Annotated in this window: 15 protein-coding genes and 1 pseudogene; 8 read left to right on the forward strand and 8 right to left on the reverse strand. The window is 73.6% G+C overall.

What is annotated here, in order from left to right; translation table 11 throughout:
• Positions 1-3 precede the first annotated feature (3 nt).
• Together F8R89_RS27000 and F8R89_RS27005 are read right to left on the reverse strand one after the other, a co-directional pair.
• A pseudogene (locus tag F8R89_RS27000) lies at positions 4-704 on the reverse strand (hypothetical protein).
• Complete coding sequence (locus F8R89_RS27005) at positions 701-1,765, reverse strand: SPFH domain-containing protein (RefSeq protein ID WP_151786375.1); 1,065 nt, start codon at positions 1,763-1,765, stop codon at positions 701-703. The pseudogene F8R89_RS27000 and the gene F8R89_RS27005 overlap by 4 nt, the downstream one beginning before the upstream one ends.
• Positions 1,766-1,901: 136 nt before the next feature.
• Between F8R89_RS27005 and F8R89_RS27010 the strand changes: the two genes are divergently transcribed.
• Both F8R89_RS27010 and argF read left to right on the forward strand, forming a co-directional pair.
• Complete coding sequence (locus F8R89_RS27010) at positions 1,902-3,125, forward strand: arginine deiminase (RefSeq protein ID WP_151786376.1); 1,224 nt, start codon at positions 1,902-1,904, stop codon at positions 3,123-3,125.
• 110 nt (positions 3,126-3,235) lie between these two features.
• Positions 3,236-4,243 (forward strand): ornithine carbamoyltransferase, encoded by a 1,008-nt coding sequence (gene argF, locus F8R89_RS27015; protein ID WP_151786377.1) that lies wholly within the window; start codon positions 3,236-3,238, stop codon positions 4,241-4,243.
• A 10-nt stretch (positions 4,244-4,253) separates the two neighbouring features.
• On the opposite strand, the gene F8R89_RS27020 is transcribed toward argF, so the two are convergent.
• Positions 4,254-4,706: an ATP-binding protein gene (locus tag F8R89_RS27020; protein WP_151786378.1), complete on the reverse strand. Its 453-nt coding sequence runs from the start codon at positions 4,704-4,706 to the stop codon at positions 4,254-4,256.
• Positions 4,707-5,041: 335 nt separating this feature from the next.
• Between F8R89_RS27020 and F8R89_RS27025 the strand changes: the two genes are divergently transcribed.
• Complete coding sequence (locus F8R89_RS27025) at positions 5,042-5,869, forward strand: enoyl-CoA hydratase family protein (RefSeq protein WP_108709145.1); 828 nt, start codon at positions 5,042-5,044, stop codon at positions 5,867-5,869.
• 2 nt (positions 5,870-5,871) lie between these two features.
• The gene (locus F8R89_RS27030) at positions 5,872-8,169 is read left to right on the forward strand and encodes a bifunctional salicylyl-CoA 5-hydroxylase/oxidoreductase (RefSeq protein ID WP_225994504.1); all 2,298 of its coding nucleotides are present in this window, start codon (positions 5,872-5,874) and stop codon (positions 8,167-8,169) included.
• Positions 8,170-8,181: 12 nt separating this feature from the next.
• Here the strand turns inward: F8R89_RS27030 and F8R89_RS27035 are convergent, their stop codons facing one another.
• A complete protein-coding gene (locus F8R89_RS27035) occupies positions 8,182-8,994 on the reverse strand; it encodes a PaaX family transcriptional regulator C-terminal domain-containing protein (protein WP_151786379.1) in 813 nt (270 codons plus the stop codon).
• Positions 8,995-9,009: 15 nt separating this feature from the next.
• Entirely contained in the window at positions 9,010-10,623 is a 1,614-nt protein-coding gene (locus F8R89_RS27040; protein ID WP_192806244.1) for an AMP-binding protein, read from the reverse strand.
• A gap of 167 nt (positions 10,624-10,790) precedes the next feature.
• On the opposite strand from F8R89_RS27040, the gene F8R89_RS27045 reads away from it, so the two are divergent.
• Entirely contained in the window at positions 10,791-11,948 is a 1,158-nt protein-coding gene (locus tag F8R89_RS27045) for an acyl-CoA dehydrogenase family protein (RefSeq protein ID WP_151786380.1), read from the forward strand.
• Complete coding sequence (locus F8R89_RS27050; protein WP_151786381.1) at positions 11,945-12,343, forward strand: RidA family protein; 399 nt, start codon at positions 11,945-11,947, stop codon at positions 12,341-12,343. Before F8R89_RS27045 ends, F8R89_RS27050 begins: the two co-directional genes overlap by 4 nt.
• A 70-nt stretch (positions 12,344-12,413) precedes the next feature.
• On the opposite strand, the gene F8R89_RS36315 is transcribed toward F8R89_RS27050, so the two are convergent.
• The gene (locus F8R89_RS36315) at positions 12,414-12,638 is read right to left on the reverse strand and encodes a DUF5999 family protein (RefSeq protein WP_192806245.1); all 225 of its coding nucleotides are present in this window, start codon (positions 12,636-12,638) and stop codon (positions 12,414-12,416) included.
• A gap of 237 nt (positions 12,639-12,875) precedes the next feature.
• Here F8R89_RS36315 and F8R89_RS27055 point away from each other — a divergent pair, with 237 nt between their 5' ends.
• Positions 12,876-13,331: a DUF6299 family protein gene (locus F8R89_RS27055; protein ID WP_151786382.1), complete on the forward strand. Its 456-nt coding sequence runs from the start codon at positions 12,876-12,878 to the stop codon at positions 13,329-13,331.
• Between the two features lie 238 nt (positions 13,332-13,569).
• The gene (locus tag F8R89_RS27060) at positions 13,570-15,699 is read left to right on the forward strand and encodes a SpoIIE family protein phosphatase (protein ID WP_151786383.1); all 2,130 of its coding nucleotides are present in this window, start codon (positions 13,570-13,572) and stop codon (positions 15,697-15,699) included.
• A 49-nt stretch (positions 15,700-15,748) separates the two neighbouring features.
• On the opposite strand, the gene F8R89_RS36890 is transcribed toward F8R89_RS27060, so the two are convergent.
• Positions 15,749-16,390: a class F sortase gene (locus F8R89_RS36890; RefSeq protein WP_225994505.1), complete on the reverse strand. Its 642-nt coding sequence runs from the start codon at positions 16,388-16,390 to the stop codon at positions 15,749-15,751.
• On the reverse strand, positions 16,383-17,222 hold the full coding sequence (locus F8R89_RS27070) for a DUF4397 domain-containing protein (RefSeq protein WP_151786384.1): 840 nt from the start codon (positions 17,220-17,222) through the stop codon (positions 16,383-16,385). Before F8R89_RS27070 ends, F8R89_RS36890 begins: the two co-directional genes overlap by 8 nt.
• Positions 17,223-17,434 lie beyond the last annotated feature (212 nt).

The following is a 17,434-nucleotide window of genomic DNA, read 5'->3' on the forward strand; positions in this document are numbered from 1 at the left end:
CGCTCAGCCGGCGAGGCGCAGCCGGTCCGGGCACACCCCGACCCGGACCGTCTGCCCCCACGTCAGCTCCACGGCGTCCGACTCCATGCCGTCCCCGAACGCCACCAGCCGTTCGGACTCGACGGTCAGGGTGAGCCGCCCGGCGGCGGCCAGTTCCCCTGCCACCAGGGACGTCCCGGTGGCGGGGGACGGCCAGGCCTCCCGCACGAACCACAGCAGGCGCTCCTCCGTGGGGGAGGGCAGCGCGGGCCGCCCTCCCCGCTCCTGCCACACCGACCGCAGCCAGCCGGTCGCCCCCGTGCCGGTCCCGACGATCACCCCGGACGAGGCCTGGGCCTCGACGACACCCCCGTCGTCCTCCAGACCCAGGTGTCGATGCCCACCACGGGCTGCCCGGCCAGGTACTTGGCGACGTTCGCGACGAGCCCGTCCTGCCCGACGACGACCACCACGTCCTCCGGCGCGAACAGGAAGCGGTCCAGGTCGGCGCGTTCCACCCGGGCCTGCCGCCAGGTCAGCGGGACCGCCGCGGCGACCTTGGCCAGCGCCCGGCGGGTGCGGTGGTGCCGGTCCGCGATCTCCTCGATGTCCCGGCCCCGGGAGGAGAGGAAGAAGGCGGCCTGGCCGTGGGTGCCGTGCCGGGCCACCAGCTCCTGGTACTCGGTGGTGCGGTGCACGAGGACCACCCGCGGGGCGAGGCTCACTCCCGCGCTCCCAGCCGGCTGAGCAGTCCGGTCAGCACGTCCGGCGTCACGGTGACGCTGTCGATGCGCGGCAGGTTCTCCGCCAGCCGGGTCCCGGTGAGCGCGTGCAGGGTTGCCACGTCCACATCGGCGTGCACCCGCAGCCAGGCCGCCTGGGCCTGCGCCTTCGCCTCGCCGACCTCGCGCGCCCCCTCGGCCTCGGCCCGCGCGAGCCGTACGGACCGGGTGGCCTCCGCCTCGGCGAGCCGTACGGTCCGGGCCGCCTCCGCCTCCGCGAGCCGTACCGTGCGGGCGGCCTCCGCCTCGGCGCGCACGGCGTCCGCGGCGGCGCCCTCCTCGGCCTCGCGGCGCGCGTTGGTGCCGCGCTGGTCGACCAGCCGCTCCTCGCGGCGGGCGAGTTCGATCTGGCTGGCCAGCTCGTTCTCGGCGATCGCCCGCTCCCGCTCGACGGCCACCGCCCGCCGTTCGTACGTCGCCCGGTCGGCCTCCTGCTGGATCTGCTCCCGGGCCGGGGTGCGCAGCGCCCGCTCCACCTCGGGCTCGGGGCGCAGGGCCACCACCCGGACGGCGACGACCTCGATGCCGGTCCCCGGCAGCCGGGGCTCCCCGGCCAGGCCGGCCGCGACCCGCTCCCGTACCGCGGTGACCCCGTCGGCCAGGGCCGCCGCCAGCGGCGTACGGGCCAGGACGTCCAGGGCGTGCTGCTGGGCCGTCTCCGTCAGGAGCGTTCCGAGCTGCTCCAGCGGGGCGCCCCGCCAGACGCCGGTGTCCGGGTCGATGGAGAAGTCCAGGCGGGCCGCGGCGACCGCGGGGTCGCTGATGCGGTAGGTGACGGTCGCCTGCACGGCCACGTCCTGGAAGTCGGCGGTGCGGGCGTGGAACGTCATCGCCAGCTCCCGGTCGTCGACGGGGACCTCGGAGAGCGCGGCGGTCAGCGCCCGGTACCAGAAGCTGAGGCCGGGGCCGTCGTGCAGCAGCTGTCCGCCGCGGTGGTGGCGGATGTGCGCGGTGGGCGCACCGCGCAGATGGCGCCAGCCGAGGCGCCGGGTGATGTCGGCCATGGAGCCTGCCCCCTCTTTCTCGTCATGACGACGATAACGGCTCGCGCCACTTGTCGTCAAGAGGACGAAAAGAAGTCGTCGGGCTGTCGTCGGCAAGGAGGGGGTGAACGCGCCCCCCTTTGGTCAGGATGGAGTCATGGGACTGCATGTCGACTCCGAGGCCGGGCGGCTGCGCCGCGTCATCCTTCACCGGCCCGATCTGGAGCTCAAAAGGCTCACCCCCAGCAACAAGGACGCCCTGCTCTTCGACGACGTGCTCTGGGTGCGCCGGGCGCGCGCCGAGCACGACGGGTTCGCGGACGTGCTGCGTGACCGCGGGGTCGAGGTCCATCTCTTCGGCGACCTGCTCACCGAGGCCCTGGACATCCCGGCGGCCCGGAAGCTCGTCCTCGACCGGGTCTTCGACGAGAAGGAGTACGGGGTGCTCGCCACCGACCACCTCCGTGCCGCCTTCGAGGGGCTGCCCGCGCCCGAGCTCGCCGAGGCGCTGGTCGGCGGCATGACCAAGCGCGAGTTCCTGGACGCGCACACCGAGCCGATCTCGGTGCGCTTCCACGTCATGGAGCTCGACGACTTCCTCCTCGCACCGCTGCCCAACCACCTCTTCACCCGGGACACCTCCGCCTGGATCTACGACGGCGTCTCCGTCAACGCGATGCGCTGGCCGGCCCGGCAGCGCGAGACCGTGCACTTCGAGGCGATCTACCGGCACCACCCCCTCTTCCGTGACGAGGACTTCCACGTCTGGTCCGAGGGGCAGGCCGACTACCCGTCCACCATCGAGGGCGGCGACGTCCTGGTGATCGGCAGGGGCGCCGTCCTCATCGGCATGAGCGAGCGCACCACCCCGCAGGCCGTCGAGATGCTCGCCCACAAGCTGTTCGCCGCCGGATCGGCCCGTACGATCGTCGCCCTCGACATGCCCAAGCGGCGGGCCCTGATGCACCTCGACACCGTGATGACCCAGGTCGACGGCGACGTCTTCACCCAGTACGCCGGGCTCGGCATGCTCCGCTCCTACACGATCGAACCGGGCGCCGGCGACAAGGAGCTGAAGGTCACCGACCATCCGCCCGAGCACATGCACCGCGCGATCGCCGCCGCCCTCGGCCTCAGCGAGATCCGTGTGCTGACCGCCACCCAGGACGTCCACTCCGCCGAACGCGAGCAGTGGGACGACGGCTGCAACGTCCTCGCCGTCGAGCCCGGCGTCGTCGTCGCCTACGAGCGCAACGCCACCACCAACACGCATCTGCGCAAGCAGGGCGTCGAGGTGATAGAGATCCCGGGCAGCGAACTGGGCCGGGGGAGGGGTGGACCGCGCTGCATGAGCTGCCCGATCGAGCGCGACCCCGTCTAGACGGGACGGGCAGGTGAGCGGGAAGGTCGTGGCGGAGGGTACCGTATATAAATTCTGAAGTTCGTATAGACTTCCACCGTCCTAGTCCCCCGCATCCCTGGAGCGCCCCCATGGCGACTGTCCCGACCGCCCTCGCCGGCCGCCCCTTCCTCAAGGAGCTCGACTTCACCCGGGAGGAGTTCCTCGGGCTCGTCGAGCTGGCCGCCGAGCTGAAGGCGGCCAAGAAGGCCGGGGACGAGACCCAGTATCTGCGCGGCCGGAACATCGCCCTGATCTTCGAGAAGACCTCGACGCGCACCCGCTGCGCCTTCGAGGTCGCCGCCGCCGACCAGGGCGCCTCCACGACCTACCTGGACCCTGCGGGCTCCCAGATCGGCCACAAGGAGTCCGTGAAGGACACCGCCCGGGTCCTCGGACGGATGTACGACGGGATCGAGTACCGGGGGGACAGCCAGGCCAAGGTCGAGAAGCTGGCCGCCTTCGCGGGCGTGCCCGTCTTCAACGGCCTCACCGACGACTGGCACCCCACCCAGATGCTGGCCGACGTGCTCACCATGACCGAGCACTCCGCCAAGCCCGTCACGGACATCTCCTTCGCCTACCTGGGCGACGCCCGCTTCAACATGGGCAACTCCTACCTGATCACCGGCGCCCTGCTGGGCATGGACGTCAGGATCGTCGCCCCGCAGGCGTACTGGCCGGCCGCGTCGGTCGTCGAGCGCGCGCAGGAGCTCGCCGCCGTCAGCGGCGCCCGCGTCACCCTCACCGAGAAGGCCGACGAGGGCGTCCTCGGCGCCGACTTCGTCGCCACCGACGTCTGGGTGTCCATGGGCGAGCCCAAGGAGGTCTGGGACGAGCGGATCGCCGCCCTCGGCCCCTACGCCGTGACCATGGACGTCCTGCGGGCCACCGGCAACCCGGACGTCAAGTTCCTGCACTGCCTGCCGGCCTTCCACGACCTCGGCACGAAGGTCGGCCAGGAGATCCACGCCTCCCACGGCCTGACCTCCCTGGAGGTCACCGACGAGGTCTTCGAGTCGGAGCACTCGGTGGTCTTCGACGAGGCGGAGAACCGCCTGCACACGATCAAGGCGGTCCTGGTGGCGACCATGGGCTGAGCGCCCCTGGTCAGTGCGGCCGGCGCTGGGCGGGCACGGCCGGCAGGCGGAACCAGACCGCCTTGCCGGACTCCGTCGGGCGGTGGCCGCACGACGAGCTGAGCGCCCGGATCAGCAGCAGGCCCCGGCCGTGCTCCTGCCACGGGTCGGGCTCCTCCACCACGGGCCGCGTCAGATGCCCCGGCGGCGCCGGGTCCGGGTCGTGGACCTCGACCTGGCAGCCCGACGGGTGCAGGGCCACCACCAGCTCGATCGGGCCGTCGCCCGGCGTGTGCTCCACGGCGTTCGCGACCAGCTCCGCCGTCAGCAGCTCCGCGGTGTCGCAGTCCGCGGCGTGCTCCAGCTCCGCCAGCGCCGTACGGACCAGGGCGCGCGCGACCGGCACGGCCGCGGCGGTGTGCGGCAGCGCGACGCGCCAGGAGGCGGAGGACAGAGGGCGATCGTGCAAGGCGGGTCCGTTCATGAGCAGGCTGTCCTGCTTTCAACCTTATGAATGGTACGGCGCCGTCCGTCCGAACGACCGGCGGGCACCGCCCGGGGCCATCGCCCCGGCTGCTGGGCGGCATACCCACGCCGGCACCCGGCCCGCCCGCCGGAGCCTTGCCGTTACACGCGCGTCGACGAGTCGTGACGGATGTGACAGCCGCAGGTCACGCCCCGTCGCCGTCGAGCGCGCCCGAACGGCTTATCGCGCGGTCGTGACGACAGTCAAAGATGAGTGATAACTTCGGGAGTGAGCTCGAAGGGGTGAGCTCACCGAGGCAGTGCCCGCCGTCCGCCCTGGGGAGGCCGCACGTCATGAGTCCCTTCACCGGCTCCGCCGCCCGCACCCCCGACTGGGAGCATCTGCGGGTCGAGCACGCCGACGGAGTCGCCACCGTCACCCTGGCCCGCCCCGACAAGCTGAACGCGCTCACCTTCGGCGCCTACGCCGACCTGCGCGACCTGCTCGCCGAACTCTCCCGGGAGCGGGCGGTCCGCGCCCTCGTCCTGGCCGGCGAGGGCCGCGGCTTCTGCTCCGGCGGCGACGTCGACGACATCATCGGCGCGACCCTGTCCATGGACACCGCCCAGCTCCTCGACTTCAACCGGATGACCGGCCAGGTCGTCCGGGCCGTACGGGAGTGCCCGTTCCCGGTGATCGCCGCCCTGCACGGCGTGGCCGCCGGAGCCGGTGCCGTCCTCGCCCTCGCCGCCGACTTCCGGGTCGCCGACCCCACCGCCCGGTTCGCCTTCCTCTTCACCCGGGTCGGCCTCTCCGGCGGCGACATGGGCGCCGCCTATCTGCTGCCCCGCGTCGTCGGCCTCGGCCACGCCACCCGCCTGCTGATGCTCGGTGACACGGTCCGCGCCCCCGAGGCCGAGCGGATCGGCCTGATCAGCGAGCTGACCGAGGAGGGACGGGCCGACGAGGCCGCCCAGGCCCTGGCCCGCCGCCTGGCCGACGGCCCCGCCCTCGCGTACGCCCAGACCAAGGCGCTCCTCACCGCCGAACTCGACATGCCGCTCGCGGCGGCCGTCGAGATGGACGCCTCCACCCAGGCCCTCCTCATGAACGGCGAGGACTACGCCGAGTTCCACGCCGCCTTCACCGAGAAGCGGCCCCCCAAGTGGCGGGGGCGGTGACCATGGCCGCCCAGGACAGCCCCGACAGCCCCCTGCGCGTCGCCGTCGTCGGCGGCGGCCCCGGCGGCCTCTACGCGGCGGCGCTCCTCAAGCGCCTCGACCCCGCCCGCCAGGTGACCGTCTGGGAGCGCAACGCCCCCGACGACACCTTCGGCTTCGGCGTCGTCCTCTCCGACGAGACCCTCGGCGGCATCGAGCACGCCGACCCCGTCGTGTACGCCGCGCTCCAGCGGCACTTCGTCCGCTGGGACGACATCGACATCGTGCACGCCGGCACCCGCCAGACCTCCGGCGGCCACGGCTTCGCCGCCCTCGGCCGCAAACGCCTCCTGCAGATCCTCCACGACCGGTGCCACGACCTCGGCGTCGAACTCCGGTTCCGCTCCGAGGCCCCGGACGTGGACCGGCTGGCCGCCACCCATGACCTCGTCGTCGCCGCCGACGGTGTGCACAGCACCACCCGCGACACCTACAGCCATGTGTTCCGCCCCCATGTGGCCACCCACCGCTGCCGCTACATCTGGCTCGCCGCCGACTTCGCCTTCGACGCCTTCCGCTTCGAGATCGCCGAGACCGAGCACGGCGTGATGCAACTGCACGGCTATCCCTATGCCACCGACGCCTCCACCGTGATCGTGGAGATGCGCGAAGAGGTGTGGCGGGCCGCCGGGTTCGACGAACTCGACGAGCAGGAGTCCCTCGCGCGCTGCGCCAAGATCTTCGCCGACGCCCTCGGCGGGCGCCCCCTGACGTCCAACAAGTCGGCCTGGACCAGCTTCCGCACGGTCGTCAACGAGCACTGGTCGCACGGCAACGTCGTCCTCCTCGGGGACGCCGCCCACACCGCCCACTTCTCCATCGGCTCCGGCACCAAACTCGCCGTCGAGGACGCCCTCGCGCTCGCCGCCTGCCTGACCGAACAGCCCGACGTCCCCGCCGCGCTCGCCGCCTACGAAGCCGAACGCAGACCCGTCGTCGCCTCCACGCAGCGCGCCGCCCGCGCCAGCCTCGAATGGTTCGAGAACATCGGCCTCTACCTCGACCAGCCGCCCCGCCAGTTCGCGTTCAACCTGCTCACCCGCAGCCGCCGCGTCACCCACGACAACCTGCGGCTGCGCGACGCCTCCTTCACCGAGGCCGTGGAACGCGACTTCGGCTGCCCGCCCGGCACACCCCCCATGTTCACCCCGTTCCGGCTGCGCGGACTGACCCTGCGCAACCGCGTCGTGGTGTCCCCGATGGACATGTACTCCGCCACCGACGGCGTCCCCGGCGACTTCCACCTCGTCCACCTCGGCGCCCGCGCCCTCGGCGGCGCCGGACTGGTCATGACCGAGATGGTGTGCGTCAGCCCCGAGGGCCGCATCACCCCCGGCTGCGCGGGCCTCTACACCGGCCGGCAGGCCGAGGCGTGGAAACGCGTCGTCCGCTTCGTGCACACCCAGGCCCCCGGCACCGCCATCGGCGTCCAACTCGGCCACAGCGGCCGCAAGGGCTCCACCAAACTGATGTGGGAGGGCATGGACGAGCCGCTGGAGGAAGGCGGCTGGCCCCTCGTCGCGGCCTCCCCGATCCCGTACCGGCCCGACTCCCCGACCCCACGCGAACTCACCCGCTCCCAGCTCACCGACATCCGCGAGCAGTTCACGGCCGCCGCCTGGCGGGCCGCCCGCGCCGGCTTCGACCTCCTCGAACTGCACTGCGCCCACGGCTATCTTCTCTCCGGCTTCCTCTCCCCGCTCACCAACCGGCGCACCGACGCCTACGGCGGCTCCCTCGACCGGCGGCTCCGCTTCCCGCTGGAGGTCTTCGACGCCGTCCGCGCCGTCTGGCCCGAGGAACGGCCCATGACCGTCCGCATCTCCGCCACCGACTGGGCCGAGGGCGGCACCAGCGCCGACGACGCCGTGGACATCGCCCGCACCTTCGCCGCCCATGGCGCCGACGCCATCGACGTCTCCACCGGGCAGGTCGTCGCCGACGAACGGCCCGAGTTCGGGCGGTCCTACCAGACGCCGTACGCCGACCGGATCCGGCACGCCACCGGTCGCCCGGTGATCGCCGTCGGCGCCATCTCCTCCTGGGACGACGTCAACTCGCTGATCCTCGCGGGCCGCACCGACCTGTGCGCCCTCGCCCGGCCCCACCTCTACGACCCGCACTGGACCCTGCACGCGGCCGCCGAACAGGGGTACACCGGTCCGGGCGCCGTCTGGCCGGCCCCCTACCGGGCGGGCAGCCGCCGCCCGCAGACCGGCCGCACCGACGCCCCGAAACCCCGCCTCACCCTCGGCGGCTGACCCGCGGAAGGCTCACAGACCGGCGAACACGGCCCCCGCGTCCCGCAGCCGCTCGTGCAGCCCGCGGAAGACGGCGGCCGACCGCGCGCCCGGCCAGTGCGGCGGCAGCAGCCGCGCGGGCAGCCCCGGATCGACGTACGGCAGATGCCTCCAGGAGTCCAGCGCGAGCAGATAGTCGCGGTACGCCTCCTCCGGATCGGTGTCCGCCCGCCGCTCCCAGGCGCGCAGCACGCGCGCGTGCCGGTCGAGGAACGCCTCGTGCTCCTTCGCGATCGCGGCCAGGTCCCACCAGCGGGCGACGGCCTCGGCGGTCGGCGCGAAACCGAGATGCTCCCCGCGGAAGAAGTCCACGTACGCGTCGAGCCGCAGCCGCTCCAGGCTGTGCCGCGCCTCCTCGTGCAACCGGGCGGGCGCGATCCACACACCCGGCGCCGCCGTCCCGAAGCCGAGCCCGGCCAGCCGCGAGCGCAGGACATGCCGCTTCTGCCGCTCCGACTCCGGCACCGAGAACACCGCGAGCACCCAGCCCTCGTCCTCCGGCGGCGCGGTCGCGTAGATACGGCGGTCACCGTCGTCGAGCAACTGGCGGGCCTCGGACGACAGTTCGTAGCCCGCCGCGCCCCGGTCCGTCCGGGCCGGCAGCAGCAGGCCGCGCCGCTTCAGCCGGGACACCGACGAGCGGACGGAGGGCGCGTCGACGCCCACCGCCGCCAGCAGTCTGATCAGCTCGGCCACCGGTACGGGGCCGGGCATATGGCGGCCGTAGGCGCCGTAGAGCGTGACGATGAGAGACCGTGGTGCATGCTGGTCGGACACGTTGATCATCTTAGGTCGTGCGGATCACTGCCGGTCGCCGGGCAGGTCACCGGCACCGCGCAGCCGGAACCTCTGGAGCTTGCCGGTCGCGGTACGCGGCAGCGCGTCCAGGAAGACGATCTCCCGAGGACACTTGTACGGCGCCAGCTCCGCCTTGACGAACGCGCGCAGCGCCTCCGCGTCCCGGCGCGCCCCCTCCCGCAGCACCGCGTACGCCACGACGACCTGGCCGCGTGCCTCGTCGGCGCGCCCCACGACGGCCGTCTCCAGCACGTCCGGGTGCCGCAGCAGGGCCTCCTCGACCTCCGGACCCGCGATGTTGTACCCGGCCGAGATGATCATGTCGTCGGCGCGGGCGACGTACCGGAAGTAGCCGTCGGTGTCGCGGACATATGTGTCGCCCGTGATGTTCCAGCCGTGGCGCACATAGTCCCGCTGACGCGGGTCGCCGAGATAGCGGCACCCCACCGGCCCGCGCACCGCCAGCAGCCCCGGCTCCCCGTCCGGCACCTCCCGGCCCTCGGCGTCGACGACCCGCGCCTGCCAGCCGGGCACGGCCACCCCGGTCGTCCCGGGCCTGATCCGCTCGTCGGCCGCCGAGATGAAGATGTGCAGCAGCTCGGTGGCGCCGATGCCGTTGATGACCCGCAGCCCGGTCCGCTCGTGCCAGGCCCGCCAGGTCGCGGCGGGCAGGTTCTCGCCCGCCGACACGCAGCGCCGCAGCGACGAGACGTCGTGCCCGTCGAGCGCGTCCAGCATCGCCCGGTACGCCGTCGGCGCGGTGAACAGCACGGACACCCGGTGCTCGGCGATCGCCGGCAACAACTGCTTGGGCCCCGCCTGTTCCAGCAGCAGGGCGCTGGCGCCCGCCCGCAGCGGGACGACCACGAGCCCGCCCAGCCCGAACGTGAACCCCAGCGGGGGACTGCCCGCGAAGACGTCGTCCTCATGGGGCCGCAGCACATGTGCGGAGAAGGTGTCGGAGATCGCGAGCACATCCCGGTGGAAGTGCAGACAGCCCTTGGGCCGCCCGGTGGTCCCCGAGGTGAAGGCGATGAGCGCCACGTCGTCGGCGGCGGTGTCCGCCGCCCGGAACGGCGTGTCGGGCGCGGGCCGGTGCAGCAGGTCGTCGGGGCCGTCACCGCCGTACGTCGTGATGCGCAGCCCCGGCACCTCGGCCTTGGCGAGGTCGTCCACGGCCCGGACGTCGCACAGCGCGTGCCGGACCTCGGCTATCTCGCACATGGTCCGCAGCTCGTGCGGCCGCTGCTGGGCCAGCACCGTGACGGCCACCGCGCCCGCCTTCAGCACCGCCAGCCAGCACGCCGCCAGCCAGGGAGTGGTGGGGCCGCGCAACAGGACCCGGTTGCCGGGGACGACCCCCAGGTCACCGGTGAGCACATGGGCCAGCCGGTCGACATGGGCGCGCAGTGTGGCGTACGTCCATGTGGCACCGGCCGGGGTGTGGAACACGGGCCGGTCGCCGTCGGGTCCCGCCAGCAGTTCCGCGGCGGCGTTGAGCCGGTCCGGGTAGTGCAGCTCCGGCAGGTCGAAGACGAGCTCCGGCCACTGGTCGGGCGGGGGCAGATGGTCCCTGGCGAAGGTGTCGACGTGCGCGGAGCGGTTCAGACCGGCCATGGCGGTTTCGCCCCCTTGCCTCGTGGGCTTCGTGTGGGCTCGCACCAGGAGCGTATCGTGTTGGTGACGGCAGTCAATGGGGCGCGATATCGTCGAGGGGCCCGTCGAGAGGGTTCGCCGGGCCCGTCGAGAAGGGTCCGCCGGGGGCGGCCCGCAGGAGGTCGGCAATGCCCGCATTCTCGCTCGATCCACCCCAGACCGCCTGGTGCGCCGAACTGCGCACCCTGGCCGCCGAACGGCTGCGCCCGCTCGCGGAGAAGGGTGAACCCGGGCACGTCAACCGCGCACTGGTCGCCGAACTCGGGCAGCTCGGGCTGTTGGAGCGGCTGTTCACCTCGGGCGCCGTCGACCTGTGCCTGATGCGCGAGTCCCTCGCCTACGCCTGCACCGAGGCCGAGACCGCGCTCGCCCTCCAGGGCCTGGGCGCCCACCCCGTGCACGCCCACGGCACCCCGGCCCAGCGCGACCGCTGGCTCCCCAGGGTGGCCGACGGCACCGCGATCGCCGCCTTCGCCCTGAGCGAGCCGGCGGCCGGCTCGGACGCGGCGGCCCTGGAACTGAGGGCGGACGCGGGGGCGTCGGAGCCGGCCGCCGAACCCGACGGCGCCGCCCGCTGGCGGCTCACCGGTGAGAAGTGCTGGATCTCCAACGCCCCCGAGGCCGACTTCTACACCGTCTTCGCCCGCACCACGCCCGGCGCGGGCGCCCGCGGCGTCACCGCGTTCCTGGTCCCCGCCGACCGCCCCGGCCTGGGCGGGACCAGCCTCGACATGCTGTCCCCGCACCCCATCGGCGCCCTCACCTTCGACGCCGTGCCCGTCACCGCCGACGACGTGCTCGGCGAGGTCGACCGCGGCTTCCGGGTCGCCATGGGCACCCTCAACCTGTTCCGGCCCAGCGTCGGCGCCTTCGCCGTCGGCATGGCCCGCGCGGCCCTGGACGCGACGCTGGCCCACACCGCCGAACGGGACGCCTTCGGCGGCAAGTTGAAGGACCTCCAGACCGTCGCCCACCAGGTCGCCGAGATGGCCCTGCGCACCGAGGCGGCCCGCCTCATGGTGTACGCGGCGGCCACGGCCTACGACGAGGGGGCCGAGGACGTCCCGAAGCGGGCGGCGATGGCGAAACTCCTCGCCACCGAGACCGCGCAGTACGTCGTCGACCAAGCCGTCCAGCTGCACGGCGCCCGCGCCCTGCGCCGCGGCCATCTGCTCGAACACCTCTACCGCGAGGTGCGCGCCCCGCGCGTCTACGAGGGCGCCAGCGAGGTGCAACGCGGGATCATCGCCAAGGAGCTCTACGCCGGCAGGGAGGCCGCCCAGTGACCGCGGAGCGCGTGAACCCGCCCGACCTGTCCCCGCCCACGGGCTTCTCGCACGCGGTCGTCGCCACCGGCTCACGGGTGGTGTTCCTGGCCGGCCAGACCGCGCTCGACGGCGACGGCAAGGTGACCGGCGAGACCCTGCCCCAGCAGTTCGAGCGGGCGCTCACCAATCTCCTGACGGCCCTCACGGCGTCCGGCGGCACCCCGGCCGACCTCGCCCGCGTCACCGTGTACGCCACCGACGTGGCGGACTACCGCGACCAGGCCCCCGAACTGGGCCGCGTCTGGCGGCGCCTGGCCGGACGCGACTACCCGGCGATGGCGGTCGTCCAGGTCGTCCGGCTGTGGGACGAGCGGGCGCTGGTGGAGCTGGACGGGTTCGCGGTGCTGCCGTAGCGGGTGGAGCGGGTGCAGCCCCCGTGGCCGCCGTAGCGGTCGTGGTCCCGGACCACACGGGAGGGCCGGGTCACGCCGCCTGTGCGAGGCGGGCGGCCGGTGCCCGGTGTGGTGCCACCACACTGCCGTCGGGCAGCAGGGCGCCGCTGTCGTCGAACACGATGGAGCCGTCGCACAGCAGGCTCCAGCCCTGCTCGGGGTGTGCCGAGACCACATGTGCGGCCGGCACGTGTGCCGTGACCATATGTGCGGTGCCGGCCTGGGCGGACGGGCACGAGGATCGGTGAGAACACATGGCGCACCTCCACATGGACCGGACGAGCCGTGCCGGCCGTCCGTGTGGTTCGACCATGCTCCCGTCGCGCCCACGCCGGAACGGCCCGTAGCGAACCGTGACACCCCGCGGACAACTCCCTGACCGCCCCGCGACGGTCGGGGCGGACTCGCCACCGAAGGGGTGACGATCACGGCCCCGGACCCGCCCGCCGGGTACGAGTGGAGCGCCCCACTCCGCCCACCGGGAGGTCATCCCATGCCCCTGCGCCCCGTGCTCGCCGCCACCGCCGGCGCCGTCCTGCTCCTGCTGGCCGCCGCACCCTCGGCTCCCGCCGCCGACACCGACTCCACGGCCGAGGTGAAGGAGTCCGTGACCGTCGACAAGAAGATCCGCCTGGCCTCCGACGGCACCGTCACGGTGTCCGGTACCTACCGCTGCGCCGACGCGGAGGGCCCCGTCTTCGTCAGCGCCTCCGTGGCCCGGCGGAAGTCCGAGACCCGCCACCCCGTCGGCGGCACGCTCGCCGAGTGCGACGGCGAGAAGCACCGCTGGGTGAACGAGGGCACCCCCACCCCGACCACGCTCAAGGCCGGCAAGGCGGACGTCGAGGCCACCCTCGTCGAGCTGCGGCCCGTGGACGTGCTGGGCGGGCTGCCCCTGCCGTACTTCCACGCGAAGCTGAAGAAGAACGCGACCCTCGTGAAGGCCTGAGGCCCGGCAAGGCCTGAGGCCCGGCCGCACACCATGTCCGGCCCACCGCGCCGCGCCCCGCCACCCCGGGGGGCGCGGCGCGGGCCGCGAGGCGCGAGGTCAGGACCGGAGCCCAGCGTTCCCCGGCCCATCCCGGAAGGCCCCTACGACCGCTCGGGCGCGCCCGGTCCGGCGACCGGACCGCCCCCGCGCCACCCCCGGTCTGAGGCGGCGGCCCGAGCGGCGTACCGTCGTCAGTGTGGATTCCTCGGCCGGCCGACTTCTCGCGCACGCGGCACAGGAGCTCAGGCGGCGCGCCGGCGAGCTCTCCGCCGAGGTGGAACAGTGCCTGCGGCGCGAACTCCCCGCCCTCTACGAAGCGCCCGACATCGCCCGCGCCGTCTCCCAGAACGTCATCGACCACATCTCCACCGCCCTCTCCGGCCTCGAACACGAGATCGATGCGAGCCGGATCGAGCTGCCTGCCGCGGACACCGCACGCTCCCTCGGGCTGGCCCGTCACGGCACACCGCTGAGCGCCGTCCTGCGCGCGTTCCGCCTGGCCCAGGGCATCGTCAACGACCGTCTCCTGGAGGAGCTGCCCCGGCTCAGCGACGACGCGCAGCAGGTCAGCGCGGCGGCCCGGGCCCTGACCGTCATGTCGACGACCTATGTGGACCGCGTCTCCGAACAGGGCGTGGAGGCGTTCCAGGAGGAGCGCGACCGCAGGCTGCGCTGGCGGGCGCGGATGGTGAACGAGGCGAGCATGCGCATCGGCACCACCCTCGACATCGACCGCACCGCGCAGGAACTGGCCGACCTCGCCGCCGAACGCTTCGCCGACTTCGTCACCGTGGACCTCCTCGACCCGCTGCTGCGCGGCGACGACTCCGCCGTGGAGACGCCCTTCGTGCTCCGCCGGATGGCCCAGGGCCCCGCGGACGCCGAGGCTCCGGAACCGTCCGTCCGGCCGCAGGAGGTCCACCGCTGCCACGACGGCTCGGCCACCGAGCGCGCCCTGATCACCGGGCGGCCCTCCCGGCACCAGCACGACCGGTCCGAGAACCCGCGGAGCATCCACTCCACGATGGTGGTGCCGCTGCGCGCCCGCGGCACCACGCTGGGTCTCGCCGAATTCCACCGCTGCGGCACCCCCGCCCGCTACGACGACGAGGACCTCCTCCTCGCCGAGGAGATCGCCGCCCGGGCCGCCGTCGCCGTCGACAACGCCCGCCGCTACACCCACGCCCGCGCCACCGCCCTCACCCTCCAGCGCAGCCTCCTCCCGCGCAACGCACCCCTGCAGTCGGCCGTGGACGTCGCCTACCGCTATCTGCCGGCCGGCTCGGACGCCGGGGTCGGCGGCGACTGGTACGACGTCATCCCGCTGTCCGGCGCGCGGGTGGCCCTCGTCGTCGGGGACGTGGTCGGCCACGGCATCCGCGCCGCCGCCACCATGGGCCGGCTGCGCACCGCCGTACGCACCCTGGCCGACATCGACCTGCCGCCCGACGAACTCCTCACCCATCTGGACGACGTCGTGCTGCGCCTGTCCGCCGAGGAGTCCGGCGACCAGGACGGCCCGGGCGACGGCGACATCGGTGCCACCTGCCTGTACGCGGTGTACGACCCCATCTCCCGCCACTGCACCCTGGCCCGGGCCGGCCATGTGCCCCCGGCCGTCGTGGTCCGCGACGGCCGCGCCGAGCTGCTCGACCTGCCGCCCGGCCCGCCGCTGGGCCTCGGCGGCCTGCCGTTCGAGACGGTCGAGGTCGACCTGCCGGAGGGCAGCCTCATCGCCCTCTACACCGACGGCCTGATCGAGGCCCGCGCCCACGACATCGAGGGCGGGCTCACCACTCTGCAGGAGGTCCTCGCCCGGCCCGCGCCGAGCCTGGACGCGGCCTGCGACACGGTCCTCGAGGCTCTCCTCCCCTCCACGAAGCCGGACGACGACATCGCCCTGCTCCTCGCCCGCACCCGCGCCCTCGGCGCCGACCGCGTCGCCACCTGGGACCTGGAACCCGACCCCGCGGAGGTCGGCCGCGTACGCGGAGAGGTGTCACGCCAACTCGCGGCCTGGGGACTGGGCGACATGGACTTCATCGCCGAACTGGTCGTCAGCGAACTGGTCACCAACGCCATCCGCTACGGCCGCCCCCCGATCAGCCTGCGCCTCATCCACGACCGCGCCCTGCTGCTCGAGGTCTCCGACGCCAGCAGCACCACCCCGCACCTGCGCCGCGCCCGCGTCTTCGACGAGGGCGGCCGCGGCCTCCTCCTCGTCGCCCAACTGGCCGAACAGTGGGGCACCCGCCACGCCCGCCGCGGCAAGACGGTCTGGGCCCAGCTCAGCGAAACAGCGGAACTGCCGCTGCCGATCCTGTAGTCGAACCGGCGGTGTCAGGCGAGCGGCGGGGCTCGCACCGGGCACAGGGTCACTCGCGCACCGGCTCCGCCGTGACGACGAGGTTGGCCAGGTAGCCTCCGCGCTCGGGTTCGAAGGGCGGTGCACAGGTGATCAGTGTGAGGACGGGATCGCCCGTCCGGCGGAACGCCGAGGCCGGCAACGCGCCCTTGGGCACGGTGGTGCGCGAGACGACCCGGTAGACGACCGGTGCGGCCTTCGCTCGCCGGACCTCGACGCGATCGCCGCGCCGTACGTCGTAGAGCGCGGCGAACTCGCCGAGGGCGCCCGTCTCGCCGTCCACGTGCCCGACGAGCACGGCCGACCCCTCGGGGCTGCCGGGCGCCGGGCCGAAGCGGTACCACCCGGCCACGGAGGGGTCGTCCGGGACGGCCATGTCTCCGCGCCCGGTCACACCGACCGGCTGGACGCGGGCGTCGAGGCCCGCGTCGCGAACTCGGACGCGCTCGGGCGGCGCGGCCGCGGCCGTGCCGGGCGGTGACTCGGTGCCGCGGGGCGCCGGGGCCGTCACCGCCCGCTGCCCCGTGGGTGACGACCCGAAGTCGGACGGTGCGGCCGCCTGCTCCGACGGCGTGGCCGATACGGCGAGGACGGCTGCCGTGGCGGCGGCGGCCATCGTCAGTGCGGTCAGCCGTCGCGGGGCGTCAGCCACGCCGGCCGGCGACCCGGCGGGCCACCATGACGCCCGTCAGTGTGATCGCTCCGGCGGCCGCGGCCCAGGCGAGCCACTGGTCGGAGGAGTTCGGTGTGACGGCGGCACCGCTGACGCCGGCATGCGCCGCGTTGGGCATCGTCTCCATGCCGCTGAAGGTCTGGGTCGCCAGGGCCAGGTTCTTGTCCTCGGCGCTGCCCCAGGCGTAGACGACGTTGCTCGTGCCCTCCTTGAGGTCGAGGTCGGCCGGGCCGATGGCGACGGTGTCCGTGCCGGCGAGGACGACGTCGGCGTTCACGGTGCCCGCGTCGACGGCCGCGCTGTCCTCGTCCGGATTGGTCAGGTCGGTGAAGACGGGCTGTCCTCCGGCCCGTACGTCGACGGCGGGGGCGGCCGCGACATGGCGAACCGTCAGGCGCGCCTTGCCCGCGTCCACCTTCGAGACGTCGTTGACGAACGCCGTCAACTGCGGCTTGCCGTCGGAGGAGAGGTGCGCCGCGACCGTGGCGTTGCCACCCTCGGACACCTTCACCTGCTTCTCCAGGGCGGGGGTGCCGTCGGGGCTCTGACCCGCTTCGAAGATCTTGATGTCATAGGTCCCCGCCTTCAGGGACTGCGGATCGGTCACCGTGCCGGGCTTGAAGTCGCCGAGCAGCTTGTCGCCGTTGGCGTAGACGTCGACCGTCATGCCGGGTATGCCGTGGAAGACGGACACCATGCCGGTGTCCTGCGCCTGCCGGGGAGCAGCCATGGCGGCGGGTGCGGTCACGCCGAAGGCCAGAGCGCAGGCCCCGGCCGAAGCGGCGACGGCGATGGTGGTCCGGGAGGTCATGGGGGATCATCCCTTCGAGGGCTCATGTGTGCTGGTGAGTCTCGAAGGGGTTTCGTCGCCGGGTGGTGCCGCGGATGCGCCGGCGCGGCCATTTCTCGTCGGCCGGAACCACCGGCGTCGCCCGGGGCGCCATCGCCGCCGTCACTGGTCCGCGCCGCTCGCCGCCACGGTGACCGGCGGCAACCTCGCCTCCGTCCCGTGCGGTGAGCGGC

The organism is Streptomyces sp. SS1-1 (assembly GCF_008973465.1).
GTDB lineage: Bacteria > Actinomycetota > Actinomycetes > Streptomycetales > Streptomycetaceae > Streptomyces.

Bases quoted from the DNA above. Each gene is read 5' to 3' on its own strand.
- F8R89_RS27025 (WP_108709145.1), top strand. From the start codon at position 5,042: ATGAGTCCCTTCACCGGCTCCGCCGCCCGCACCCCCGACTGGGAGCAT.
- F8R89_RS27040 (WP_192806244.1), bottom strand. From the start codon at position 10,623: ATGGCCGGTCTGAACCGCTCCGCGCACGTCGACACCTTCGCCAGGGAC.
- F8R89_RS27030 (WP_225994504.1), top strand. From the start codon at position 5,872: ATGGCCGCCCAGGACAGCCCCGACAGCCCCCTGCGCGTCGCCGTCGTC.
- F8R89_RS27020 (WP_151786378.1), bottom strand. From the start codon at position 4,706: ATGAACGGACCCGCCTTGCACGATCGCCCTCTGTCCTCCGCCTCCTGG.
- F8R89_RS27055 (WP_151786382.1), top strand. From the start codon at position 12,876: ATGCCCCTGCGCCCCGTGCTCGCCGCCACCGCCGGCGCCGTCCTGCTC.
- F8R89_RS27035 (WP_151786379.1), bottom strand. From the start codon at position 8,994: ATGATCAACGTGTCCGACCAGCATGCACCACGGTCTCTCATCGTCACG.
- argF (WP_151786377.1), top strand. From the start codon at position 3,236: ATGGCGACTGTCCCGACCGCCCTCGCCGGCCGCCCCTTCCTCAAGGAG.
- F8R89_RS27070 (WP_151786384.1), bottom strand. From the start codon at position 17,222: ATGACCTCCCGGACCACCATCGCCGTCGCCGCTTCGGCCGGGGCCTGC.
- F8R89_RS27010 (WP_151786376.1), top strand. From the start codon at position 1,902: ATGGGACTGCATGTCGACTCCGAGGCCGGGCGGCTGCGCCGCGTCATC.
- F8R89_RS36315 (WP_192806245.1), bottom strand. From the start codon at position 12,638: ATGTGTTCTCACCGATCCTCGTGCCCGTCCGCCCAGGCCGGCACCGCA.
- F8R89_RS27045 (WP_151786380.1), top strand. From the start codon at position 10,791: ATGCCCGCATTCTCGCTCGATCCACCCCAGACCGCCTGGTGCGCCGAA.
- F8R89_RS27005 (WP_151786375.1), bottom strand. From the start codon at position 1,765: ATGGCCGACATCACCCGGCGCCTCGGCTGGCGCCATCTGCGCGGTGCG.